Below are 25,139 nucleotides of genomic sequence, written 5' to 3'. Positions count from 1 at the left end.
GTTTTAAAACAACCTACTAGCAGTTTAAAAAAGTAGTAATAATTGCCTGAGCAAAAATTAAATAAAGATACTTATATCCAGCTCCAAATAATCCTCATATTTTAAAAACTGGTGAAAAGCAGAATTTCGATACAAAAAAATAGTGACACTCTATCTATTAATTAGAGTATCACTATTATTGTGCTTATTTGGTGGCTTGTTTTAGTTGCCTGTAACGACGTTTAGTCTCTCTCTAGCACCACTCTATAGCGAGCATTGCCACTCTCTAATCGCTCAAACGCTTCATTAATCTCAGACATTTTGTATGTTTCAGTGACGGGCTGAATATTATGGCGCGCAGCAAAATCTAGCATTTTACGTAGCGTCGCTGGTGAGCCAACTGGCGAGCCTGATAGACTGTTTTGAGCCATAATCATTGGTGCAGCCGATATCTCTAGTGGTGCTTCTAGCAGTCCAACAAAATGCAGCTTACCTTTTGGTCTTAGCGTTTTGATCACGACATCCCAGTTCATATCAACGTTCACTGTTGAGATGATTAAATCAAAAGAACCTGCGGCTTTTTCAATTTCGCTATCATCTCTTGAGTTTAGTGAATGGTGAGCGCCCATCTCTTTTGCTTCTTCCATTTTTGATTCACTGGTAAATGCCGTCACTTCACAGCCCCACGCATTGGCAAACTGCAATGCCAAATGACCCAAGCCACCAATACCAATTACAGCCACTCTAGAAGTTGGTTTGATGTCGTACTGCATAAGTGGGTTAAACACTGTGATACCGCCACATAGCAGTGGTCCTACCGCGTTAAAATCAAGCCCTTCAGGTATCTTGATGACGCTAGTATCTTTTGCGCGTACTTTATCTGCAAAGCCGCCGTGGTTACCGATAATTGTACCTTCTTGCTCAGGGCATAGGTTGTGGTCTCCATCGATGCATAGATCACAAATGTTACAGTACCCTTTATGCCAACTAAGTCCCACTTTGTCGCCCAACTCTAAATGCTTGACGTGCTTGCCTTTATTGAGGACTTTACCTGCAACCTCATGCCCACCGACAAACGGATATTAAGTCATACCCCATTCATTTTGCCACATTGATAAATCACTATGGCAGATACCGCAGCTATGTATTGTCAGTTCAATATAATTTCGATACAAGGAAACCGAGTGCAAGTTATACATTAGTATGCTTAGCGAGGATGACGCTGTAGCGGATTTATATAGACTTGACTATACTTCGATTTCTACTTCGTGATCGCCTAGAGCACCTGGATCATATTCATAAGGCTCAAATTTGCCACCTTTCTCTTTTGCTGCATATGCATTAATCATAGTTATTCCTTATTTTCTAGTTTTTTTAGAGATTAATTTATAGTGATTGGTTTATCGCTCTAGCAGCTATCAATCTATTAGTAAAATTAAAATAGTGCTATAAGAGGTAAACAATTTCTTCAATAAATTTGATTGGACAGACTATAGCAAAGACTGACCCAACTAATCCATTCAACTTACCAGTTTTAGACTAACGTCATACAAAGAGTCATACTTAGTAGGCAATCACTCATCAAAAACACTGCTTGTTATCAGCAACATTGTTTTGCTAATTGTTTGATTACTTATATAGTGCACGCCTTCCTCGATAACCTGTCAGTTTTGGCGTCTTCATTACCTGCAATAAAAGACAGACTATCATGAGTGACATGCCTAGCCAGCCGATAGGAGAGAATATTTCACCGATTATAATGATAGCCAATATAGTGGCCACGATAGGTTCTAGTAACGTGATAAGCGTCGCTTTGCTCGCCTCAATCACTCTCAACGCTTGACCAAAAAGTAAATAACCAAAGAACATCGGCGCAATTGCCAGATATAGGGCAACGCTTATATGTTTTGCATCCAAAAACAGGTTTCCCCCTGTTAATAATAATGATGGCAACAATAAGATCGCCGACAGACCAAACATACTGGCCATCGCTGATTTCGAGTTTACCCCGTTCTCTATCATTTGACGTGCTGTCCATGAGTATGTGGCATAGGTCAATCCTGCAACTAACCCTAACAACACGCCTAGTATTCGATTATTTGCTTGTGCGCTTATATCCAAATATTGGGTTTTCCCTAAAGTAAGAAAAATAACGCCAACCACACCAAATATAAAACTTACCATCCATCGACTAGTGACTCTTTTATTGCTAATTAGACGCTCCATGATAACAGTGAAAAATGGTGCGCTAGCAATTGAGATCACTGTACCAATAGCGACACCTGCCAATCTCATGGAGGAATAAAAAGCCAAAGGATAGATAGCAACGCATAGACTACCGATGAATAAGAGACTGGGTTTAGAAAGTAGTTTCTGTCTATCGCTTAATAAATTATTCTTAGCATTCAATACTAGCAATACACCGCCTATCCCCATCGAAAACGCACCAACGGCTAATGGACTAACGTCAGGTATAAAAGCAGAGGCTGTACCTGTCGTTCCCCAAAGAACACTGGCAGCTATCACACATAAAATAGCACTTAGACTAGATTTATTCTGCAGCATAGTAGCTACCTCTAACGTTATAATGAATAACATTATTATAGAGGGTTATAGACTACTATTTGTGCAGATTAGACGGTTTGCATGTCTGGTTAGACGTGTTTTAATTTGGAAGGGGCAATGCCAAAATATTTAGAAAAGCGGCGGCTAAAAGCACTAACATCCGTATAACCAACCAGTTCGGCTATGATAGCGATAGGTGAATCCGTATGTAGTAACAAAGCTTGCGCCTTTTGCATTCTGATCTTTGTGATGTACTCAGTAACGGTTTGGCTTGTTTGCGATTTGAAGTTCTTTTTGAACTGTGTGGCACTGAGACAAGAGATATCCGCCAACACTTCGACAGAAAGGTTTTTAGCAAAATTGTGATGAATATATGCGACGACTTCTCTAATTCGAGCGTCATATTGCACAAATAGATTTTGTTGTTCTAGAAGCTTATAAAAGGTATCAAACATTAATCTCTCTACTTCAGGATTGATTTGATACCTTAACTGACTTTCTGAAAACTCCAAAAAAGCCAACAATGGAGAACTTATAGAAAAAACAATTTGTGATGCATGAAGCACATTTTCTGGCAACAGATCTGTATCCACAACGATAAACTTTGCATTCTCTTCAGCGCTAAAGTAGTGCTTTTCATTTGCCTTAACGACAACACATTCGCTTGGGATAACTTTTCCAGTATAGCTCCCAACTTCGATATTGATTGCCCCTCGCAAAGGCAAAACAATCTGATGAAAGTCATGAGAATGTCCTCTAGTCTGACGAGTGTATGACCTAATCGAGAGCGTGTTAATCATTCAGCATTTTCCACATTGCTACTATTGTGTCGTGTCTTGGCTCACTATTTGGTTAGCTATTTGGCTCTCTATGAGAAGTGACTATGAGAAGTAACTATTAGGAGTCACTAGGTTTGCCATGTGGAGCCAACCACTTAGCAAACCATCCTGATAGATCATCCATCAAGGTATAGACGACAGGAATAACAACCAAGCTCAATAGCGTAGAGGTCACCAGACCACCCAGTACCGCTGCTGCCATCGGTCGCCTAAAAGTAGGATCTGCATCACCCCAACCAAATACTAGGGGCAACATACCTGCACCCATCGCAATAGTTGTCATGATAATAGGCCGTGCACGCTTGCGGCATGCATCTACGATAGCCTCAAAACGCGCCAGCCCTCGGCGTTGGGCAATCAACGCGTAATCGACCAGCAGGATTGAGTTTTTGGTCGCAATACCCATGAGCATAATAAAACCAATCATCGAAGGCATCGATAAGCTGCTATTTGTAATAACCAAGCCGACAAACGCCCCACCAATCGACAGAGGTAACGCCATCAGAATGGTAAAAGGCTGCAACAAACGACCAAAAAGTAGAATCAGCACGCCTAAAATACAAACCACACCGACGGACATCGCAATGATAAAGCCACTAAAGAGGTCTGCCATGTTTTCGGCTTGACCTTGGTCGATAATGGTAATCGAAGGCGGCAGTTGCTGCATGGTCGGTACTGCTTTTACCGCCTGTACCAAATCGCCAAGCTCGCCACTCGCAGGTTGTACCGTGATACTAATAGCACGCTCTCGATCCAGTCTGCTAATCTGCGCAGGCCCAGTGCCAAAGTCTAGCGTAGCAACCTCACCGACGCGCACGCCTTGACCTGCAGGCATAGTACTCGGCACGTACAAACCTTCTAGCTGACTAACATTTTGCTTAGCCACATCAGGTAGACGTACGACGATTGGTACTTGGCGTGTATCAAGATTAAGCTTGGACAATTGCTGTTCATAGTCGCCTACGGTCGCCACACGTAGAGTCGTAGCGATATCTTGCGTGGTCACCCCTTTATCAGCCATTGCCAATCTATCTGGCGTTACCGTTAGCTCTTGGCGTGGCAGACTGCGATCACTAGTCACAGCGCCTGCACTTGGTAGCCCTCGAATCTCAGACATGATTTTTTGTGCAGTTTGTTCAAGCAATTGCGGATTGGTACTGGTCAATGAAAAGTTATAACCGCTCTCACCCCCACTCGATAGACCGACTGTAAACCGTGCTCCTGGCACTTCTGTCATCAGTTTGCTAATTTTGCGCTCTATCTCTTGCTTAGTGCCTCGTTCTGCACGCGGAGCAAGTACGATATCCAAGCCCGCGATGTTTTCAGCCTTACCGCCGCCACCATCCGACGCACCCATCGACGCCTGCGCCTCTCCCACTGAGGTAAAGATATTGGTCACCTCAGGCATGGCCAAAATGCGAGCACTCGCTAGCGCTGCCACGCGCTCAGTATCTGCCAACGACACGTCAGGTGTCAGCTCAATAGCCACTCGAGTTTGATCGATATCATTATCAGGGATAAATGACGTCGGTAGCAGCTTAACCAGAGCTAGCGATGCCACAAATAAAACAAGTGTTGCACCCATGGTTATCCAGCGATGATGTAGAGTCCAAGACACAATCTTAAGATAGTATTTCATCATCGCGCTTTGTTTTTCGACGTGCTTTTTCTCAGGTCGCAAGATATAAGCTGCCATCATAGGGGTAATCAGGCGCGCTACCATCAGCGAGGCAAAAATTGATAAGGCAGCCGTCCAACCAAACTGACGGAAAAACTGTCCAACGATACCGCCCATAAAGGCCGTTGGTAAAAACACCGCAATTAAAGTAAACGTAGTAGCGACAACGGCGAGACCGATTTCATCAGCGGCTTCCATCGCTGCTTCATAAGGCGTCTTACCCATGCGTAAATGGCGTATGATGTTTTCGACTTCAACGATTGCATCATCAACCAGCACTCCAATGACCAATGATAATGCCAGTAGTGAGATGATATTAAGACTAAAGCCAAACAGATACATACCTAAAAAGGTTGGAATCACTGATAATGGCAAAGCAACCGCAGCAACGATAGTCGCGCGAATATTGCGCAAAAACAGGAAGACTACCACTACAGCCAACAGACCACCCTCGATGAGCATTCTTAACGAAGCTTCATAATCTTCTGCAATGGGTGTGGCTCGATCATAGACTTTTTCAATACTGATGTTACCGACATCAGCAGTCAGCTTGGCAAGCTCTTCATCAACCAGCTCCATCACATCGACCTCACTGGCACCGCGCGAGCGAGTGATGTTAAATGCCACTACGGTTTGACCGTCTAGCTTGGCAATCGAGCTTGGATCTGCTGCGCCGTCAGTGATTTCTGCCATCCGACCTAAAGCCTGTGTACCCCCTGTAGGGACAGCCACTTGCAAGTCGTTTAGCTCATTTGCTCGCTCAACAGCACCGAGAACACGGATGGTCTGAGTCGTATTACCAACTTCTGCCTCCCCGCCAGAGCTGTCTTGCTGGATACCAGCTATTTGCTGCGATAATTGCGAAATAGAAAACTTTAGACCACTTAACGCAATTGGGTCGGCAGCAACCGTGATTTCACGCTGCAACCCGCCAACACGGCTCACGGTACTGACGCCTGGTATATCAGATAGTCGTTTGGTAACGGTATCATCGACAAACCACGATAGATCCTCCACGCTCATATTTTCAGCAGCGACAGAGTACGTAACCACTGGAAACCCTGCGGTAGATACTTTGGTAATGATAGGATCGTTGGCTGCAGCTGGTAGATCACCACGTACTTCGCCGACTGCTGACCGCACATCGTCTACCGCTTCTTGAATGTCTTTTTCTAAGGTAAATTCAGTGGCAATGGTCGCCGCGCCCGTCTGTAGCGTGGTGCGAATATGACTCACGCCTTCGATACTGGTCAGTTTGTTTTCAATCTTTTTGGCGATATCGTTTTCGAGCTGTGAAGGCGCAGCACCCGGTAGCGTGACCGTGACTACCACCGCTGGCAAGTCTATGTCGGGAAACTGCTGGACTTTCATTTTCATGAAACCGTAAATACCGCCCAACGTCAGCAGCACAAATAGCAAGATAGCGACGAGCGGGTTCTTTATAGAATAAGCGGAGACGTTTAAGCTCATGGCTGTGCCTGCACTGGCTTACTGGTTTGAGTTACACCATTAACAACACGCACTAAGTCACCATCATTTAAGAAGCTACCGCCCTGTTTTACGATACGACTGTCATTTGGCAAAGGCTCTAGCACTGCTACGCTCTCGCCCAATCGCTCACCTAACGTGACTCGCTGCTGCTTGATACGTCCCATCGACCGATCATCTCGAGTAGTCGATTCGGTAACGAGCATCACATAATCATAACCATCATTACTGACTACTGCGCTATTAGGAATCGTTTGCGTACTGGTACTTCCCAATAGAAACTCGCCTGTTTGATACATGCCTGCACGTATCTTTGAGTTGGCAGCTAGGCTGGCATAAATCGTAATTTGACGGTTGTTGTCTGCGGTGGGTGCGATGCGGTTTACTTGCCCCATCACTGTATCACCACCCGGCAGACTGACTTGTACAGGCGTACCGACATTTATATCCCCGACAAGCTTAGGATCTATATCTGCTCGCCATTCCAAAACGCCGCCTTTGATAATCGTAAATAATGGATCTCCACCTGCCAACCTGCCACCTGCCACCTGCCCAACTTCTACCATTTTTTCACTGATAATACCGCTGACAGGAGCGACGACTTTTGCGTTCTCTAATGTTAAACGCTGATTGCTCAAACGGGCTTTGGATGCTTGCAAAGAAGCTCTGGCACGGACTTCCGAGGTACGGTAGCGGTCGGCTTCTTGTTTGCTGATGGCATCGATATCGATCAATGGCAGCACACGTGCAGCATCAGCGCTGGCATTGGCAAGGGTGGCTTCCGCTTCTGCGACATCTGCTTGCGCCTGTAGTACTTGCTGCTCCATAGCATCCGTATCGAACACGGCTAAAACTTGACCCGCTCTGACGCGGTCGCCTTCTTCGACCAAGATACGCTCGATAGCCACACCATTGACTTTTGCACTGACATTCGCAGTATCTTTAGCATTGATGGTTCCATCGGCACTGAGCGTGCTGCCGATATCATCTTGGCTTGGACTGACTGTTTCTACTGAGAGTACTGATTGCTCAATACTGGCATCGCTACCGGTTGCCTGATCGTTTGCGACAGAATTAGAAGCTGCTGACTCATCTGTAGCTGCACTACTATCATTGCCCCAATACTTGCCAAGCAGTACTCCAATCACTAGCACGGCTGCCAATACGGGCCACAGCCATATTGGTGGTTTTGCAGATGGCCTTTGAGATACAGTGTCAGTTTGACGATATGGCGGCAACTCAGCTTCAGCTGCCGGCTTAGAATGGGTTTCTTCAAAATCGCTCATGATAACTCTCTGTAGGTACAGTCAATATTGAAATACTCGATATGGAATGACTAAAAATATCAATCATTCACAGCAATAATAAAAAGTGGCACGCAATCGAAGCAATGTTTGGACAGCCTGATATATAGCTATGAGCGTTACTTACAGAGAGTATTACGATGTTCTCTAAAGCACTGTTTATTATTATAATAGTTCATCAAATTATCGAGAATAGCATATATTTAGTCATCATCTTATTTTTATATATAGTGTCTAGCGTTCATAAACTTAATTGAAACTTAGACCGAATACATGTGCAATGTTCAAGGCATATCGACCGGTTTAAAGAAATAAGATCGCGTGCAGCCAGCCGCTGAATATCTGATGTATTCAACGACTGACTATGGATGGAGTATCGTCTATAAAGAATGTTAACGTTGTGGCCATGCTGTTTGATTATATCCAGAGCTAGGTTCAATGACATACTGAACCTACTTGCCGATACCGATACTAAGCACTAAGCATTGATTACTAGACACTAGACACTGGGCACTAGACACTGGTATAGCGACTTGCCTCAGGCATCCAGCGATGAATCAATTGACTGACATCTGCTTTTCGCGCAGGGTCTGCTATCAAATGCTTCGCTAACCGCTGAGCAATGGCAAATAATTGCTCATCACGGATCAAATCAGCCAAATAGTAGCCAACGTTACCCGTTTGACGTTTGCCTAACAGCTCTCCTGGCCCACGTAGCTCTAAGTCTTTTTGAGCAATAACAAAACCATCGGTACTATCACGTAGGACATTTAGTCGCTCAGTACCTGTCTCCGATAGCGGCTTTTGATATAACAGTACACAGAAGCTTTTGGTCGAGCCACGTCCGACTCGCCCGCGTAGCTGATGCAATTGGGATAATCCCAAACGCTCCGCATTTTCGATAACCATCAATGACGCATTGGGCACATCGACCCCTACCTCGATGACAGTCGTCGCAATCAGCAAGTCCAAATTACCTGCTTTGAACTCCTGCATAATGGCTTGCTTATCAGCAGACTTCATTTTGCCATGCACTAGTCCAATACGAATATCTAGACGTTCATTTAAGTCCTCATAAGTGGCTTCGGCTGCCTGCGCATCCAAGACACTAGACGCTTCTACCAGTGAGCATACCCAATACGCTTGCCTGCCCGCTTCGCAATTGATCGCAATACGTTCTATAACCTCGTCGCGTCGATTGCGATCGATGGTTACCGTCGTAATTGGCGTACGCCCCGGTGGCAATTCATCAATGATTGAGGTATCCATATCGCCATAAACGCTCATCGCTAAGGTTCTTGGAATCGGTGTTGCGGTCATGATTAACTGGTGCGGTGTGCTATTAGCCACGCCTTTATTGGTCAATGCCATGCGTTGCTCAACACCGAATCGATGCTGCTCATCAATGATGACTAAGCCTAATTTAGCGAACTGAACTTGCTCCTGAAACAGTGCATGAGTACCGACCACCACTTGCACGGTATTTTCTGCAACCGCTTCCAAAGCTTCACGGCGCTGTTTGGCCGTTTGCTTACCGGCAAGCCAACCGACACCAATACCTAATGGCTCAAACCATTGCTTAAAATTCAGTAGATGCTGCTCTGCCAAAATCTCAGTCGGTGCCATTACCGCGACCTGCCAGCCACTATCGAGCGCATAGCCTGCCGCCCCTGCTGCCACCAACGTCTTGCCAGCACCCACATCACCCTGTACCAGTCGTAGCATCGGAATTGAGGTCGCCATATCCGCAGTGATGTCTTTCATCACTCTTTTTTGCGCACCCGTTAAATCAAAAGGCAATGCAGAAAACAGCTTATCAGCAAGAGGACTGTTGATAGTGCATTTGGGCGCTTTATGCTGATGTAGCTGCTGGCGACGATATAGCAGACTGAGCTGATGCGCAGTCAACTCTTCAATAATCAAGCGCTGGCAGGCAGCATGCGTACGGGCACTGAGTTGGGTGCATAGTTTGTATTGCTGAGACGCGCTGGTATAAGTAGGCGGCGTATGCAGCAGTACCAATGCTTCAAATATCGTTAAGTTATAGACATTGTGCTGAGCAATACTGGCAGCGACGTTATGTATATCATTATCTGCCTGATAGGTAGAAGGGTTGGGTTTATATACGCTATTGCCAATCGCATTGCTAGTCACATTGTCAGGCACGCTGCGTGCTAATGTCGAGAAAATATCTTCGGTATATTCGGCCTCTGATACTGTTGATTTAGATGGCTCAAAAGGCACTAATGGCAAATCGGATACAACTGCAAAATCTTCAGCCGTAAACAATGTCATAGGCAGACCTTGGCTCCGAACCGTTTGCAATGCCAGTTTAATTAAAGTGCGCAGCTTGTTTTGATGTAAACCTTTGACAGTAGGATAAATAGGCTGCAATCCCATATCGGTCATGACGGTATTGTCAGTGATAACTTGATATTCAGGGTGATGTATCTGCTTACCGTAGCGGCTGACTTTGACCTCACCAAATAGCTGTAAGCGCGTTCCCAAATTCATGGTCTGTACCAGACCACGATAGACCTTGAAAAACCGCAATGATATCGTACCCGTATCATCGTCCACCGTCACAGTCATCCCACTGCGCTTGGTATCGACATGGACGATATGACCAGTAATTAGCGCTGACTGTCCATGCTCTATATCGGCGATTGATACCAGTCGACTACGATCTTCATAATCACGGGGCAAATGTAATAGCAAATCGAATATCCGCTTGATATTCAATTGCGCCAACTGCTCTGCGACTTTTACCCCTACACCTGCTAGCGCAGACACTGGCATATCTAGTGCTGACAGCGGCATATCAGATCTAAAGTGATCTAATGAGTTAGATGAGGCATGACTCTCCGATATTGGCATTAAAGATCCTAACAATATTATTTTTAATTTTTGTATGCTAAATCGAGCATTTTTAATAGGCTGTACATGATGACTTGTACCACAGAATAGCCATAACGATAGTACGTATAACAAATTCGACTCATTTCATTATAGCTGACAATACAATTGCTTATGCTAGGCTATTTAGTAAAATAGCATCTATACAGTCCATCTACTATAGATAAACCGCTTCTTCTCATCATACCAATAACTGATGTCTTATTTTTTGAATTCTGGCAATTTCATAAGGTGTTTTTCTATGCTTGTTTCTATTTTGCCTCCTCAGTTTCGTCACAATCTGATCGTCATCTAAAGAGCACGCTGCGCATCAGCTTAATATCAATTCTCGGTTTGTATATTAGTGCATGTAGCACGTTGCCATCGACTATTCCTGCAACACCAGATCCTATTATTAAGCCCCCTACTGTTGCACTGGTGCTAGGTGGCGGCGGTGCAAAAGGGTTTGCTCATGTGGGCGTCATTAAAGCGCTAGAAGAAAACGGTATCAAACCAACATTGGTGGTCGGTACGAGTGTGGGTAGCTTGATTGGCAGCTTATACGCCAGTGGTTACACGCCTGCACAGCTTGAGCAATTGGCACTAACCACTACTGATAGCCAGCTCACAGACTTTACTTTGTCCAATCAAGGCTTCATCGAAGGTATTAAGTTAAAAAACTTTATCAATAGCAAAGTGAATGCGCGAACCATAGAAGACTTTCCTATTGCTTTTGCGGCAATCGCAGCAGAGAAACACACTCTGAAGAAAACAGTCTTTACCACTGGCGATGCAGGGCTTGCCGTACAAGCATCCTGTAGCGTACCCAATATTTTTATTGCCCCGCGCATTCCTGAAAAGGTCGGTAAAAAATATATCGATGGCGGTGTGGTCAGCTTAGTACCAGTAGATAGCGCCTATGACTTGGGTGCGGATATTGTCATTGCTGTAGACGTGACGGGAGCTCAAGGCAGTGATAATACTAATAATCAAATACCGACTATGAACTCATTGAGTGACTTTTGGGGATTTCTCGAAACCAATATTCTAGCTACCAACCTGACTGCTAAGCGCTCCGCATCAAGTCAGAGTGAGCGGAATCGAGCGGATATTGTTATTACTCCTAATATCGGTCGTAACAGTTCAATAGATACTAGGCAGCGACGCAGTCTAATACAAGCAGGCGCTCAAGCTACAACGCCACAAATCAATGCTATCAAACAACTTATCCAAGAGAAATCTAGTAGCCAATATACCACGCTGTAATTGAGTACTTTTACTTACTTATCAGCAAAATTATCAAACGTCCTAACACACCATAAAAAAGCACCGCAGCTATAAACTGTGGTGCTTTTTTATTGATAGCTTTCAGCACTAAATGGATAGTTTTCAGTGCTAACTACATCAATGCTGGCTAAATTCTAATCCAAAAACTCAGGACTATTTAACGCGTGCGCGATATTTTACAGCGACGGTATCATTTAGGCCTACGCCTTCTAGGTCCCAACGTACCGCTTTATAGTATTTAAGCGCGACATCTTGTAGTTGATTATCTACTTTGGTACGTAATGGCATACGAGCAAAGTTATTGCCATCTACACTGCCATATGGGAATTCAGGAGCAACCGTTTTTAGTAGTTCTACCTGCTCTGGAATGCTCATCGTAACAGTCATTTTACGGACGCGATCTGCATTGGTATTGGTAAAGTACCCTTGATACTCCAATACATTACCTGACTGCAAACGAGTATTGGTATCTACAGGGACAAGCACTTCTTGACCATTGGCATCAACACTAACCAATGACGCTGTAATTCTGCTGTTGACGGCTTGAGCACTTGAGTTGTTGCTCTTGTTAGCATTTGTCTGAATAGCCATTGAGCTATCAACCGCTTGCTCTGGTGTTGGCAGCATTGCTGAGGCTTGTGTAACGACCATCGCACCGATGAGCGTACCGGCAACAACGTGAAATAAGCGGTGGCCGCTCCAAGCACTGAACGGGCTAGCAAACTGGTTACTTTTTTTCATGATTTTCATTATCCCTGGTTGATATATCGGTAAAACACAGATGGTGCAACTTAAGTTATTTTTATAATTTGTTCAACAGATAAAAAGCATTGCGATGTATATAAGATATCGCTGTGAAATAGTTCATGCAATCTATGAAACACACGAACTCATTTATCTAACCTGATTATCTTCGCTCAGCATCTGTAAAGCAATAGCGCTTAGCATAACAAAAAGCATTTGTACGTACATTAACCCAGTGTTGAGGTTGTGTATATCAGCGATTGGCAATCAGAATGCTTGAATACAGCTGAAATAAAAGATAGCTCATAACCGCGTTTTTTGCTATGGTAAATCTTTAGCGTTAGGCATTTTTTTGCTGCGCCCCTTTTCTTATTCTAACGACTACTGCTCCCATTATGACTACTAGCTCCATGCCCCAGATCAACCCTGAATACGTCCATTGGTTCCGTAACTCTGCACCCTACATTAATACCCATCGCGGCAAAACTTTCGTGATCATGTTTGGTGGTGAAGCGGTCAACCATGCGAACTTCAGCACACTTATTCATGATTTTGCCTTGTTGCATAGCTTGGGTATCAAGCTGGTACTGGTACACGGGGCACGACCGCAAATCGAAAAGAACTTAAAAGACGCTAACATTGAATCGCCGCTACATCAAGACATCCGTATTACGCCACGTGTAGCGATGCCATCTATCTTACAAGCCGTTGGCGCTATTCGTTTACAGATTGAAGCTCAGCTATCAATGGGACTGGCCAACTCTCCGATGTATGGTTCACGTATCGATGCGATATCGGGTAATTTTGTGACAGCGCGTCCATACGGTATCCGTGAAGGTATTGATTACCAAATGACGGGTGAAGTGCGTTCTATCGATGTGGAAGCCATCAAAAATAACCTGCTTCACGACCATATCGTTGTACTAGGCTCGATGGGCTACTCTGCGACTGGCGAAGTATTTAACTTATTGGCGGAAGATGTTGCCCTAAGCGCTGCCGTAGCACTGGGTGCTGACAAGCTTATATTCTTAGGTGAAGAAGCGGGTATCAACGACGATGATCGTTTATTACGTGAAATGATTCCAAACGAAGTTGATCGCTTCTTACGTGACCGTGATTTAAATTGCGAAATCAATTATTTCTTGAACTGTGCAAGTTTGGCCTGTCGTCAAGGTGTGCATCGCACGCATATTATCTCGTATGCCAAAAACGGCGCGCTACTAGAAGAGCTATTCACGCGTGATGGTTCTGGTACGTTGATTAGCCACGACCCTTATGAAGAAATTCGCCGTGCCAATATCGATGACGTGGTTGGTCTGATTGAGCTGCTGTCACCTCTAGAAGAGCAAGGCATCTTGGTCAGTCGTTCACGCGAGCGCTTAGAACAAGAGATTGATAACTATAGTGTGATTGAGCGTGATGGTATGATTTTGGGCTGTGCAGCATTGCATACGCTAGATTCAGAGTCAGCGGAAGTTGCCTGTGTTGCCGTGCGCCCTGAGTACCGTAGTGGTAGCCGCGGTGCAGATTTGTTAGCGTTTCTAGAACAGCAAGCGCGTAGCCATGGCTTGTACAAGTTATTTGTTTTGACCACTCGTACTGCCCATTGGTTCGTCGAGCAAGGCTTTGCTGAGGTTGAAGCCAGCGCTTTACCTGAAGCACGTTTAGAGAAATACCATAATGGCCGTAACTCTAAAGTCTTTCAAAAAAATCTATGATTTATCACCAACTTGATATCGGCTTTGTAAGCTCGATATCAATCTGAGGTAAAATATTAGTCGTAAAAAAGCCTTCATAATTATATGAAGGCTTTTTTGTAGGCTAAGTACCTAAACTAATAATTTTGCTTTAGATACTTATTTTACTTTTAATAGCTCAACAGTAAAGATAAGCGTGCTGTTTGGCTCGATACCAGCGTTACCCGCTTCGCCATAAGCGATGTCTGATGGGATATAGAACTCGTACTTGCCGCCTTCTTTCATCAACTGTAGACCTTCAGTCCAGCCAGCGATTACTTGGTTTAGTGGAAACTCGATTGGCTCACCACGCTCATAAGAGCTGTCAAATACCGTACCATCAAGCAATTTACCTTCGTAATTTACTTCAACCACGTCAGTTGCTTTTGGTGATTTACCAGTACCTGCTTTGATAACTTTATACTGTAAACCAGACTCTGTTTGCTTAACGCCTTCTTTTTTGGCGTTTTCTGCTAAGAATGCAGTACCAGCGGCTTTATTTTCTGTCGCTTTGGTTTCCATGTCTTTAACGAATTGCTCTTCTTGCTCTTTTTGATAGTCCATCAATACTTGTTGCATTTGCTCTTGGGTCAATGCTGATTCATTGCCTTCGTAGCCATCACGGAAGCCTTTTTCAAAAGTATTTAGGTCTAGATCTTTGACAGCGTCTTTATTGCCTTCTGCCATCATGAAACCTAAGCTATAACCTACTTTTTCACTAGCTGAGCTTTGTTCAGTAATGGAAACGCTTTGAGCGGCTGTTTCTTGATTGCCATTGTTGGTGCTACAGCCTGTTACTAACAACATAGCGCTAGCAAGTGCACTAACGCCTAAAGTAGTGATTTTTTTCATAAAGTACTCTCTAATTGTAAGAATAGTGGCGAGATGTCACATTCCTCTATAATAACAAATCTTAGTTTTGGGAACTACGCTTTGCACGAAATTATCGGGTCAATGTATAGTCTATGTTAATATCTTCTATCATAATAACAAGTTATCACACAAATATAGTAACAGGTAAAGCTTTCTGTCTTTAAATCCATCAATACATCAGCTAAGCTGAATCAACTAAGGAGATAAGTAACCGAGCGTTAATTTTTATCAAAAATAAGCAGATATAGATAGCGAAGTCACTGTAATATAAATAAGAGATACTGCTGATAATGATTTATGCTCAAAAACGATAATATCTCTATATAACTGATTCTAAAAATACTATTTATGACAACCATCTGTATGTCTTGCTCACTAATCGCTGTATGAACATTGTTTTTGGCGAGTTATATAAGATGCTTCAAGGAGGATAAGATGAACCCAATGTACACATCTTTTAACGGCTATCTCGGTGGACCTATCGGTTCCATCATTGGTGCTATTTTGATATTCGTTATTGGTTGGCTAGTAGCCCTTGGTATCGCAGCACTGGTACGCGGCGTACTCTCTAAAGTTAATCTCAATCAGCGTATGAACTCTTCAACTGGTAAAACCTACGACCTTGAAGGTATCATTTCCAAAATTGTTTTCTGGTTTATTTTCATCATTGCTATCTCAGGCGCACTTAGCCAATTAAACTTAAACTCTATCTCAGCACCATTCGCAAATATGGTTAATCAAGTATTGGCATTTATCCCTAATCTTATCGGCGCTATCGCACTTGGTGTGATCGGTTGGGTCGTGGCTACTGTCGCACGCACAGCGATCAACGCTGCACTCGCGAAAACCTCTATGGATGAGCGTTTAAGTGCACAAGCTGGTGTAAAACCAATGAGCAGTACGATTGCTGATATGGTTTACTGGTTCATCTTATTGGTTGTATTGACCATGGTACTTGGTCAATTAGAGCTTGATGGTTTGTTTGCACCATTAACTAATATGGTCGACAAGATCTTTAGCTTTATCCCTAATATCTTGATTGCTGGTGTAGTCTTCGTCGTTGGTTATATCATTGCCAAAGTCGTACGCGGCATCGTCACCAATCTTGTTTCTACTTTTAATGTACAAGAATTGGCGTCAAAAGCAGGTTTAAGTGAGCAAAATAGCTTACCTAATATTGCGGGTTCGCTAGCATTTCTTGTGGTTATTATTCCAACCATTATTGCTGCTCTAAACGCATTAAAAATCGAAGTGATTGCTCGCCCTGCGACCAATATGCTGAACAAAATCATGGAAGCCTTGCCAAATATCTTTATGGCAGTGGCTATCCTAGTAGTAACTTTCTATGTTGTACGCATGGTTGCCAACATCATCAAAGGTCTGATTGAGAACACTCAAATCAATCAATTACCTGCGAAAGTTGGTCTACAAGAAACCATGGGCGACAAGAAAATCTCTGACCTAGTTGGTTATGCGATTATCTTCTTCGCTATGCTATTTGCTGCCATTGCAGCTGCTGACTTGTTAGGTTTCGAGCCTATCTCAGCTATTATTACGATGTTTATCGCATTCGGTGCAAACATCATCTTAGGCGCAATTATCCTATTCATCGGATTCTGGCTTGCCAATATCATTGCAGGTGTGGTTGAACGTTCTGAGCAAGGTTCACAATTCCTAGCAAACATCGTACGTGTATTGATCATGGGCCTAGTATTAGCAATGGGTCTAAAAGCGATGGGTATTGCTGATTCAATCGTTAACCTAGCATTTGGTCTAACACTAGGTGCAGTAGCCGTTGCCTTTGCTCTATCATTTGGTCTTGGTGGTCAAGAAGCTGCAGCTCGCTTCCTACGTAAAATGCAGGATAAGATGGATCATGAGCGTACTGAAGCGAAAGCAAAATCTGCGCTACAGCCAAGTTCATCAACTCAAGAAAAAGTTGCTGATTCAGTTCATGAAAACACACCATCTGCTGCTAGCACCCCTACCACTGATTTACGTACCGATGTAGTTGATACACCACGTGTTGATACTAATGACATTTACAACAGCGATGACGTACTTCCTGGTAGCGGTCTCAATGACGATATCAATAAATAAGTATTTTTTGATTGTTTAGTTTAGATACGAAAAAGACAGCCGAGGCTGTCTTTTTTATGTCAGTAAGTAATTAATAAATCTGTGGTTCTTCTTATTAATAAACGGGTAGAAAGCTAACTACGTCTATCTACTGCTTATCTTTGCGCGCTGGAATCGTTAAGCTCATCTGTACTTGAGGTAGCTTCTCTTTTTGCGCCTTCGCAGGTTTACCACCTTCCATGCTATTAGCAAGTGGTGTATTTTTCTTATCTAATTCTTGTTGTTTTAGTTTCTGCATTTGCTTAGTAAGTTGGCGCTCCCTTTGAGTCATCGCATCAACTGGCTGAATCCACAAATCAATATCGAAAAAATTCTCATTATTCTCAGTGATAAAGTCGATACCAAGCACGACTACATGATGAAGCTCAATAATTGGCAAACGTGTGGCAACGTCCTGTGCGATCTTTGCTAGCTTTGGTTGGACAGCGGCTTTACTATTAGGCCCTTTAGACTCGTGACCATAAAACACCAGTACATAATGTCGTCCCAAACTTTCATAAGAATGTTGATGTACCACATAGCCATCTTTTTGCAGCGCTGCGCTTTGTTTAGGGTGTCTATATAGCGTACGGATAAGCTCGTGACGTGAAAACAAAGACTCATCTAGGAGTTGTTGTTGCCAGTGAGCGAGCGGTATTCCTGTTTGGTCGTCATTATTAGCTGCGTGCTTTTTACCATACGTATCTATCATCTGCATACTTAGCTGAGACCATATCGTGGCTGCTTGTATCATATGCTGATGGTACATTTGAGCAGTTGAACTTTGGTTTTTGTAGGCAAGTGTGATGGCGACCAGTGCTGAGTTAGGTTCGTCTTGTACTTTGTTTTTGATGAGCGCATTGTCTACTACAATAGCAGGAGCAAACAGGTCTGGACTTTGCAAAAAACGCTCAACCAAAGCGTCTTCTGACTCGAAACTTGGAATATGATTTACGGCCGACTGCTGCAGCTGTTCTAAATGATAAGCTAAGAAACGCCATAATTCACATGGGGTGCGTACTGCTGCTATCGAGTACCAGTCATCCCAGCTAAAGACTTGCAGCTGCTGCATGCTTTCGCTCATGTCGACAACTAAGTCTTCTAAAAAGTAACGAACCCCAAAATTATGTTTAAGCCGTTGTAGAGCACTGTTTGAATGGTTCGCACTGTCACCGTTATCATCTTGATTAAAATTGCTACTTCCTCCAACAAGCTGAATGTCAAAAATCATAGCTTCATAACCAGCTAAGGCATTTTCTTCATTTTGAGACGATAATGACTTGTACCACGTAAGTGCTGACTTTACCGCAGTCATACGTACAGCCTCAATATCAACTGACTCTGTATCATAGGGTAAATACAGTGTCAGCTCCAACAACTGTAGCTTGCCAAGTGGCAACTGATATTGATAGTGACGAGCGATATACTGAGCATTGTATTCATGCTCAATCGTATGCATGCCTGCTAAAGTCACTGCCATAGCGTCTGCTTGTAAATAACTGACTAGCTCGGTCGTCAGGTAGCCCCAGTCGGGCATAGTAGTAATCGAATGGGACACAAGTTCCAACCTTCTATTATTTTATGGTGAATATCGCACATGTCAGCTCGTAATAATAACAACATGATTGTCACGTATTACAAATATCTGAATGATGCAAAATTATGCTACATAAGCACTATCAGAGACAGTCGCTTTCAAAGCGATCACTTGTTATGATGATAACAAAGCAGTATTGCTTGCGTGCAAGTTTATGGATGACAAACTGTACTTAGTTGTATTTATCGAAACCGTAGTCATTGAAATTTTAATCATCGAATTTTTAATGACTATTATATAATAATAAGGATTAAACATTATGAAGCGTTTTAAAGAAAAGACCGTCGTTGTAACGGGTGCAGGTTCTGGTATCGGCCGTGCAACTGCCATTCGTTTTGCCGAAGAAGGCGCTAGCGTGGTTTTAGTAGGACGTACAGCGGAAACACTAGAAGAAACTGCAAAAGAGTTGCCGCAAGATCGTACTTGGATTCACACCGATAATTATCTCATTATTACATGCGATATCAGTGTTCAAAGCCAAGTACAAGAAATGGTTGAGCGCGCTATCGACAAATTCGGCAAGATTGATATCTTGATAAACAATGCAGGTAAAGCCACTCAAGGTAAAATCACAGAACTATCTGCTGATGATTGGCGCTCTGCTATCGATGTGAATCTAAATGGGACTTTTTACGTCTCGCAAGCTGCTATGCCTCACCTGATTACATCAAAGGGTAATATCGTCAATATTTCATCGCTCTCGGGTGTGGGTGGTGACTGGAATATGGCTGCCTATAATGCTGCTAAAGCGGGTGTAACCAATCTAACCCGTACGTTGGCGTTAGATCATGGTTCAGATGGTGTTCGTGTGAACGCAGTAAACCCAAGCGTCACCAAGACCGATATGACCACGGCTATTCAAGATAATGAGTCTAAGACAGATAAATTCTTAGCTCGCTGCCCGCTTGGACGTTTGGCAGCTCCAGAGGATATCGCCGCCGCCATTACCTTCCTAGCGAGCGATGACGCCTCTATGATTACTGGTGTAAACCTACCTGTCGATGGCGGTGTTAGTGCCTCTAACGGACAGCCACAGTTCTAAATTGTTAAGCTGATAGGTATCTAAATATTATTCAAAAAAAGCCCCTGATACCATCATATCAGGGGCTTTTCCAATAACAATCATTAGAACTTAGTTGTAGACAGCTTTGAGTTTTCGTACCTGTCATACAACCAATGATTTCAACTTAACTAATTGAACTAATATTTATACTATCTAGCTTATTCAGCTGTATTATTTATGTCTTGTAGTGGCTTCGACAAACGCTCAAGGTGTCTTGGTAGCACCCCTTTATACTGAGAATATATTTTTGGTAAATCTGCTTCGATATCACCTGTAGGATAAACCAGCGACATAAACCGTATTTCTTTAGTATTGTAGTCCATCGCTACTGGCAAAATCGGTACACCAGCACCCACCGCTAAATAATAAAAGCCTGTCTTCCACGACTCAGTATATTGCCGTGTTCCCTCTGGTGATAATCCTAAAAATAATGGTTCACCAGTTTTGAACTTATCAATACTGGCTTGCAGCACAGAGCCTTTGTTGCCACGATCGATAGGAATAACCCCTATCCAATTTAATAACTGTGCAAACACAGGCACTTTAAATAGCGTGTGCTTGCCCATAATGCTGATTTTAATGTCTAATGCAAAAAGACTTGGAATCGCATAAATACCATCCACATTAGAAGTATGTGGCAGCGCAAGCACTACAGCTTGTGAGATATTTGGAATCTCGCCTACCGTACGCCAACCTGACGCCTTTAACAGTGCGGATGCAATAACAGGCGCAAACTTGTTGCCACGCTTTGGAACCTTGTCTCCCAAATGCTTTTTGCTAAGTTTTGGGAGCACTTTGGAGCGCGCAGGTTTAGAAGCAACAGACTTAGAACGGTTAAAAATCTTCGGTATCATGACAGCACAATGTAATGAAAGGTACTGACATAATACCATTAAGCCTTTGTGGCTAGGCTAAATTTAGCGTGCTTTTATTATGTGATAGATCGTTCAGCCATAAATATAAGTAATGATCTATTTCGATATTTTGCACACATATTTCTTTAAATTCACTGCTGCCTCTTAAGAAATATCGGCCAAATCACCTTTGCTCTCAAGCCACGACTTGCGATCAGAGGCACGCTTCTTAGCCAGTAGCATATCCATCACGCTATTGGTCAGTACCATGTCATCCATATCTAACTGTACTAAGCGGCGTGTATCACGGCTCATCGTCGTCTCACGTAGTTGCTCAGCACTCATTTCACCAAGTCCTTTAAAACGTGTAATCTGAGCTTTTTTATTACCCGGCACATTGGCTAAAATATGTGCAAGCTCCGGCTCGTCTAACGCGTAGTGAACTTCTTTACCCACATCTACTCGGTACAATGGCGGCATGGCCACAAATAAATGACCTGCATCCACTAGTGCAGGGAAATGTTTTACAAACAGCGCGCAGATCAATGTCGCGATATGCAGTCCATCAGAGTCAGCATCAGCTAAGATACATATCTTGTCGTAACGTAGCTCGGACAAATCATCAGAGGCAGGATCGACACCGATAGCTATGGCAATATCATGAATCTCTTGGCTTGATAGCACCGTATCTGATGATACTTCCCATGTATTTAAGATTTTGCCACGCAGAGGTAATATCGCCTGATAATGACGATCTCTTGCTTGCTTAGCACTACCACCCGCAGAGTCACCCTCTACTAAGAACAGCTCAGCGCCATCACGTAAATCACCACGGCAGTCTGCCAATTTACCAGGCAATGCGGGTCCCTGAGTAATTTTCTTACGAGCAACTTTTTTGGCAGATTTCAGACGACGACCTGCTTTATTGATCGCCAATTCAGCGATTTGCGTACCCATGTCCGCATGCTGGTTTAACCATAGGCTAAAGGCATCTTTTGCCAATGTCTGTACAGCGCCTGCAGCTTCACGGCTAGATAAACGTTCTTTGGTCTGTCCAGAAAACTGTGGCTCAGAGAACTTCAGAGACAGGATATAGTTCACTCCGTCCCAGACATCTTCTGCGGTCAACTTCACACTGCGCGGCAGCAAATTATGAATATCACAAAACTCACGAAGTGCTTCTAAAATGCCCGTGCGTAGTCCATTGACGTGCGTACCGCCCTGAGCTGTCGGAATCAAGTTCACATAGCTTTCTTGAATCGGCGTACCACCATCAGGCAACCAAGACAAGGCAAAGGTAATAGCCGCTCGTTCACCTGCTTTCGCATCATAATTATAATAAAACGGTGCTTCAGGCAATGTTTCCAAACCATCTAATTGTTCGCTTAGATACTCGACTACCCCATCCGTAAACTGCCAAACGACCTTTTCGTCATTGATATCATCAGTGAACTCAATCGTCAGTCCAGCGGCCAAAACAGCCTTTGCTTTTAAATTATGCTTGAGCTGTTTTACATTAAATTTGGGCGTATCAAAGAAACTACCATCCGCCCAAAAGTGCACTCTAGTGCCACGTTTACGCTTATTTGAGCTGACTGCTTCAGTCAATGGCGTAACTGGTGCACCATTTTCAAATGCCATATCAAACTGCGTACTGTCACGCCATACCGTAACCTCAATGCGAGTTGATAGCGCATTGACGACAGAGATACCCACGCCATGTAGACCACCTGACACTTCATAATTAGAGGTCGAAAACTTTCCACCTGCATGCAAGCGGGTCAAAATCAGCTCAATACCAGATTGACCAAACTCAGGATGGATATCAGTTGGCATACCGCGCCCGTCATCTTCGACAGACAACGATCCATCACTATGCAATTGCACCTTGATGGTTTTAGCATAACCAGCCAACGCTTCATCTACTGAGTTATCAATAACCTCTTGCGCCAAATGGTTCGGGCGCGTGGTATCGGTATACATACCCGGACGACGACGGACTGGCTCAAGACCTTCTAAAACTTCTAACGATTGCGCATTATATTGACTCACAAATGCATCCTTAACTGTTCGCTTGCGTTTAATTCTATTAAACCATTATAACGAAAAATAGCGACGTTAACGTTAATACTCCATCGCTTACGTCATATAATGTCGTCTATTTAAGGCTGTACTAAACTCTGTAAGATGTTCATCATCATGGGCAACTGCTCATCAAAGTCACTAAACCGATGATCGCCACCCTTTTGCACCGTTACCGATGCGCCCTTACCTTGATAAAAAGCTTTAGACAATTCAGAATTTAACAGCTCGTCGCCTTCTTTTAGCAGTACAGCAACTTTATCAGGATAATTTACTGATAAAAGCTGATGATCTGCAAACCACTGTAAATCTGCAGGCGTAATACTCCAGCCGCCCACTGTCGTATGCAGGACTTTGCTAGTAAGTGACTCATCTAAGTTATCTTGATTTGATACTGGTTGATTAGAGAAACGCTGTAAAGTGATATGGGGCTGGATACTAGGATTAAGCAATAAAACTGGGCAACCTATCTGATTGCTTATCAAAGTAGAAAAATACCCACCTAGCGAGCTGCCGATTAATACCGTATTTGATAATTCAGTCTGATTATTTGCTGATTTTCTATCTGCACTATTATTTAGCGCTTTGACTAAAGACAGTAACTGCTCACACACTTGTGCAGGGGTCTTATTTAAATCAGGACGCAGCACATTAATATCAGGATGATGAAGCTGGCAATATTTTTCTAACAACATCCCTTTGGTCGAGTTGGCATCACTGTCCAATCCATGGATATAAATCAAGTTCACGTATCATCTCACTTATTAATTTTGTTATGATTATCTTATAAAGGCTATCAAAGCTAAGCATAGCACCCGCTAGACGAAAATAATAACAATAAAATGGCACACTATTAGTCAGTATTTGCGACATAATAATGTTGTACAGTGATTTTATGCAGGTCAAAGGAATGACGGTAGTCATTATGGAGGAGTCATGAATCAACAGTTTGAGCTGTTCGAGATTGCCAATCCATGTATTGGTCTTTGTCAAAGCAATAAGAAGGGTTATTGCTTTGGTTGCCTGCGTAGTCGAACTGAGCGCCAGCGATGGCATGACATGACGACAGAGCAGCAACGCGAGGTGCTAAGGCTTATCGCAGGACGTAAGCTGCGTATAGAACAAATGAGACAGCGTAAAGATGAACAGTTAGGATTCGATTTTGAAGAGATACCTGAGATAGGTGAATTATTTTGAAAAGTAATGAATCAGGCCAGACATACCAATAGTATCCTCAGAATGCATTAAATTTCGCTAGAATATATGCCCAATAACCTAATAGTAGAATCAGTAGTCCCCAAGGTATGGCAAAACACCAATAATATAAATCACTAGCAGTAAATACGTAAAAATAAACGGCCATCCCAACACTGATTACAAGTGAAGCTGCATATCCAATCAACAAGGTAAAGAGAACATTATTCTCAACTTTGGTTAAGCTTGGGCTATTTTCTGCACATATATAGAAAAGAAACCCGAAGGCGAAAGCCCCGCCAATAGTAATATACAAAAATGATATTAGAACTAGTAACCAAATTGACACGCATACTTCCTTATTAGTCTAATGACGGCTTTGTCTTTAATACAGTGTTTTTTACAAGTTAGAAGCGCTTTCAATAAAAAATAGCATACCTTCAAGTTTTTCTATAATCAATACTGCAATACGCTTGCTAGAATAAATTAGACTGAAATCAGTAGATCCGTCACCAAACCGCACACAAAGAAAAGCCCCCTTTGGGTTAGCAAAGGGGGCTTTATCTAGGTATAGAGAGCTGACGATGACCTACTCTCACATGGGCGAACCACACTACCATTGGCGCTACGATGTTTCACTTCTGAGTTCGGGAAGGGATCAGGTGGGGCCATCGCGCTATTGTCGTCAGCAAAGGGGGTTAGATATGAGTCTGTTGTTTTTATTGTTGACTTCAAGTTTGAGCTTGTTGTCGATCAACTTGTAACCTAACTGAATCAAGGTTAAAGGTGATATCGAAATGTTCTTTCTTTATTCTATAGCCTGAGCTATACAAGATAGATTAA

Annotated in this window: 17 protein-coding genes, 1 rRNA gene and 1 pseudogene; 5 read left to right on the top strand and 14 right to left on the bottom strand. The window is 43.2% G+C overall.

The window, feature by feature from the left end:
* Window positions 1-221 precede the first annotated feature (221 nt).
* From ACQKCG_RS06170 to recG, 7 genes and pseudogenes are all read right to left on the bottom strand, one after another.
* Complete coding sequence (locus ACQKCG_RS06170; RefSeq protein WP_404944632.1) at window positions 222-788, bottom strand: NAD(P)-dependent alcohol dehydrogenase; 567 nt, start codon at window positions 786-788, stop codon at window positions 222-224.
* 39 nt (window positions 789-827) lie between these two features.
* Window positions 828-1,049: pseudogene (locus ACQKCG_RS06165) on the bottom strand (alcohol dehydrogenase catalytic domain-containing protein); the annotation flags it as partial.
* 559 nt (window positions 1,050-1,608) lie between these two features.
* The gene (locus ACQKCG_RS06160; RefSeq protein ID WP_101205990.1) at window positions 1,609-2,544 is read right to left on the bottom strand and encodes a DMT family transporter; all 936 of its coding nucleotides are present in this window, start codon (window positions 2,542-2,544) and stop codon (window positions 1,609-1,611) included.
* A gap of 89 nt (window positions 2,545-2,633) precedes the next feature.
* Window positions 2,634-3,344, bottom strand: a complete 711-nt coding sequence (locus ACQKCG_RS06155) for an AraC family transcriptional regulator (RefSeq protein ID WP_101205991.1) — start codon at window positions 3,342-3,344, stop codon at window positions 2,634-2,636.
* A gap of 97 nt (window positions 3,345-3,441) precedes the next feature.
* The gene (locus ACQKCG_RS06150; RefSeq protein WP_427585276.1) at window positions 3,442-6,531 is read right to left on the bottom strand and encodes an efflux RND transporter permease subunit; all 3,090 of its coding nucleotides are present in this window, start codon (window positions 6,529-6,531) and stop codon (window positions 3,442-3,444) included.
* Window positions 6,528-7,835: an efflux RND transporter periplasmic adaptor subunit gene (locus ACQKCG_RS06145; RefSeq protein ID WP_427585274.1), complete on the bottom strand. Its 1,308-nt coding sequence runs from the start codon at window positions 7,833-7,835 to the stop codon at window positions 6,528-6,530. The genes ACQKCG_RS06150 and ACQKCG_RS06145 overlap by 4 nt, the downstream gene beginning before the upstream one ends.
* Before the next feature lie 531 nt (window positions 7,836-8,366).
* Window positions 8,367-10,730: an ATP-dependent DNA helicase RecG gene (gene recG / locus ACQKCG_RS06140; protein ID WP_101205994.1), complete on the bottom strand. Its 2,364-nt coding sequence runs from the start codon at window positions 10,728-10,730 to the stop codon at window positions 8,367-8,369.
* Window positions 10,731-11,126: 396 nt separating this feature from the next.
* Between recG and ACQKCG_RS06135 the strand changes: the two genes are divergently transcribed.
* A complete protein-coding gene (locus tag ACQKCG_RS06135; RefSeq protein ID WP_227543685.1) occupies window positions 11,127-12,014 on the top strand; it encodes a patatin-like phospholipase family protein in 888 nt (295 codons plus the stop codon).
* A gap of 174 nt (window positions 12,015-12,188) precedes the next feature.
* On the opposite strand, the gene ACQKCG_RS06130 is transcribed toward ACQKCG_RS06135, so the two are convergent.
* Window positions 12,189-12,776 carry a hypothetical protein gene (locus ACQKCG_RS06130; RefSeq protein ID WP_101205996.1) on the bottom strand — a complete coding sequence of 196 codons (588 nt, stop codon included), beginning with the start codon at window positions 12,774-12,776 and terminating at the stop codon, window positions 12,189-12,191.
* A 398-nt stretch (window positions 12,777-13,174) separates the two neighbouring features.
* Here ACQKCG_RS06130 and argA point away from each other — a divergent pair, with 398 nt between their 5' ends.
* A complete protein-coding gene (argA, locus tag ACQKCG_RS06125; RefSeq protein ID WP_114701915.1) occupies window positions 13,175-14,497 on the top strand; it encodes an amino-acid N-acetyltransferase in 1,323 nt (440 codons plus the stop codon).
* A gap of 138 nt (window positions 14,498-14,635) precedes the next feature.
* Here the strand turns inward: argA and ACQKCG_RS06120 are convergent, their stop codons facing one another.
* The gene (locus ACQKCG_RS06120) at window positions 14,636-15,367 is read right to left on the bottom strand and encodes an FKBP-type peptidyl-prolyl cis-trans isomerase (protein ID WP_057762133.1); all 732 of its coding nucleotides are present in this window, start codon (window positions 15,365-15,367) and stop codon (window positions 14,636-14,638) included.
* 456 nt (window positions 15,368-15,823) lie between these two features.
* On the opposite strand from ACQKCG_RS06120, the gene ACQKCG_RS06115 reads away from it, so the two are divergent.
* Complete coding sequence (locus ACQKCG_RS06115; protein ID WP_134292542.1) at window positions 15,824-17,488, top strand: mechanosensitive ion channel; 1,665 nt, start codon at window positions 15,824-15,826, stop codon at window positions 17,486-17,488.
* A gap of 127 nt (window positions 17,489-17,615) precedes the next feature.
* On the opposite strand, the gene ACQKCG_RS06110 is transcribed toward ACQKCG_RS06115, so the two are convergent.
* A complete protein-coding gene (locus tag ACQKCG_RS06110) occupies window positions 17,616-19,064 on the bottom strand; it encodes a hypothetical protein (RefSeq protein WP_134292541.1) in 1,449 nt (482 codons plus the stop codon).
* 298 nt (window positions 19,065-19,362) lie between these two features.
* Here ACQKCG_RS06110 and ACQKCG_RS06105 point away from each other — a divergent pair, with 298 nt between their 5' ends.
* Entirely contained in the window at window positions 19,363-20,145 is a 783-nt protein-coding gene (locus tag ACQKCG_RS06105) for an SDR family NAD(P)-dependent oxidoreductase (RefSeq protein ID WP_134292540.1), read from the top strand.
* A gap of 179 nt (window positions 20,146-20,324) precedes the next feature.
* Here the strand turns inward: ACQKCG_RS06105 and ACQKCG_RS06100 are convergent, their stop codons facing one another.
* The 3 genes from ACQKCG_RS06100 to ACQKCG_RS06090 all read right to left on the bottom strand — a co-directional run bounded on the left by ACQKCG_RS06100 (window position 20,325) and on the right by ACQKCG_RS06090 (window position 23,851).
* Complete coding sequence (locus ACQKCG_RS06100; protein WP_227543684.1) at window positions 20,325-21,020, bottom strand: lysophospholipid acyltransferase family protein; 696 nt, start codon at window positions 21,018-21,020, stop codon at window positions 20,325-20,327.
* A 165-nt stretch (window positions 21,021-21,185) separates the two neighbouring features.
* Window positions 21,186-23,072 carry a DNA topoisomerase IV subunit B gene (parE, locus tag ACQKCG_RS06095; RefSeq protein WP_134292538.1) on the bottom strand — a complete coding sequence of 629 codons (1,887 nt, stop codon included), beginning with the start codon at window positions 23,070-23,072 and terminating at the stop codon, window positions 21,186-21,188.
* Window positions 23,073-23,182: 110 nt separating this feature from the next.
* On the bottom strand, window positions 23,183-23,851 hold the full coding sequence (locus ACQKCG_RS06090) for a YqiA/YcfP family alpha/beta fold hydrolase (RefSeq protein ID WP_134292537.1): 669 nt from the start codon (window positions 23,849-23,851) through the stop codon (window positions 23,183-23,185).
* A 187-nt stretch (window positions 23,852-24,038) separates the two neighbouring features.
* Here ACQKCG_RS06090 and ACQKCG_RS06085 point away from each other — a divergent pair, with 187 nt between their 5' ends.
* The gene (locus tag ACQKCG_RS06085; RefSeq protein ID WP_101206003.1) at window positions 24,039-24,299 is read left to right on the top strand and encodes a DUF1289 domain-containing protein; all 261 of its coding nucleotides are present in this window, start codon (window positions 24,039-24,041) and stop codon (window positions 24,297-24,299) included.
* 573 nt (window positions 24,300-24,872) lie between these two features.
* Here ACQKCG_RS06085 and rrf read toward each other — a convergent pair.
* A 5S ribosomal RNA gene (gene rrf / locus ACQKCG_RS06080) occupies window positions 24,873-24,986 on the bottom strand.
* Window positions 24,987-25,139: the final 153 nt, after the last annotated feature.

Source organism: Psychrobacter sp. NPDC078929, assembly GCF_050267985.1.
Classification (GTDB): domain Bacteria; phylum Pseudomonadota; class Gammaproteobacteria; order Pseudomonadales; family Moraxellaceae; genus Psychrobacter.
Note: the sequence above shows the minus strand (reverse complement) of the source record. Positions and strands in the feature narration are given on the sequence as shown.

Excerpts from the sequence above, each read along its gene's own strand:
- ACQKCG_RS06100 (WP_227543684.1), bottom strand. The coding sequence starts at position 21,020 with ATGATACCGAAGATTTTTAACCGTTCTAAGTCTGTTGCTTCTAAACCT.
- ACQKCG_RS06085 (WP_101206003.1), top strand. The coding sequence starts at position 24,039 with ATGAATCAACAGTTTGAGCTGTTCGAGATTGCCAATCCATGTATTGGT.
- ACQKCG_RS06155 (WP_101205991.1), bottom strand. The coding sequence starts at position 3,344 with ATGATTAACACGCTCTCGATTAGGTCATACACTCGTCAGACTAGAGGA.
- argA (WP_114701915.1), top strand. The coding sequence starts at position 13,175 with ATGACTACTAGCTCCATGCCCCAGATCAACCCTGAATACGTCCATTGG.
- ACQKCG_RS06105 (WP_134292540.1), top strand. The coding sequence starts at position 19,363 with ATGAAGCGTTTTAAAGAAAAGACCGTCGTTGTAACGGGTGCAGGTTCT.
- ACQKCG_RS06150 (WP_427585276.1), bottom strand. The coding sequence starts at position 6,531 with ATGAGCTTAAACGTCTCCGCTTATTCTATAAAGAACCCGCTCGTCGCT.
- ACQKCG_RS06115 (WP_134292542.1), top strand. The coding sequence starts at position 15,824 with ATGAACCCAATGTACACATCTTTTAACGGCTATCTCGGTGGACCTATC.
- ACQKCG_RS06130 (WP_101205996.1), bottom strand. The coding sequence starts at position 12,776 with ATGAAAAAAAGTAACCAGTTTGCTAGCCCGTTCAGTGCTTGGAGCGGC.
- ACQKCG_RS06160 (WP_101205990.1), bottom strand. The coding sequence starts at position 2,544 with ATGCTGCAGAATAAATCTAGTCTAAGTGCTATTTTATGTGTGATAGCT.
- ACQKCG_RS06145 (WP_427585274.1), bottom strand. The coding sequence starts at position 7,835 with ATGAGCGATTTTGAAGAAACCCATTCTAAGCCGGCAGCTGAAGCTGAG.
- ACQKCG_RS06120 (WP_057762133.1), bottom strand. The coding sequence starts at position 15,367 with ATGAAAAAAATCACTACTTTAGGCGTTAGTGCACTTGCTAGCGCTATG.
- recG (WP_101205994.1), bottom strand. The coding sequence starts at position 10,730 with ATGCCAATATCGGAGAGTCATGCCTCATCTAACTCATTAGATCACTTT.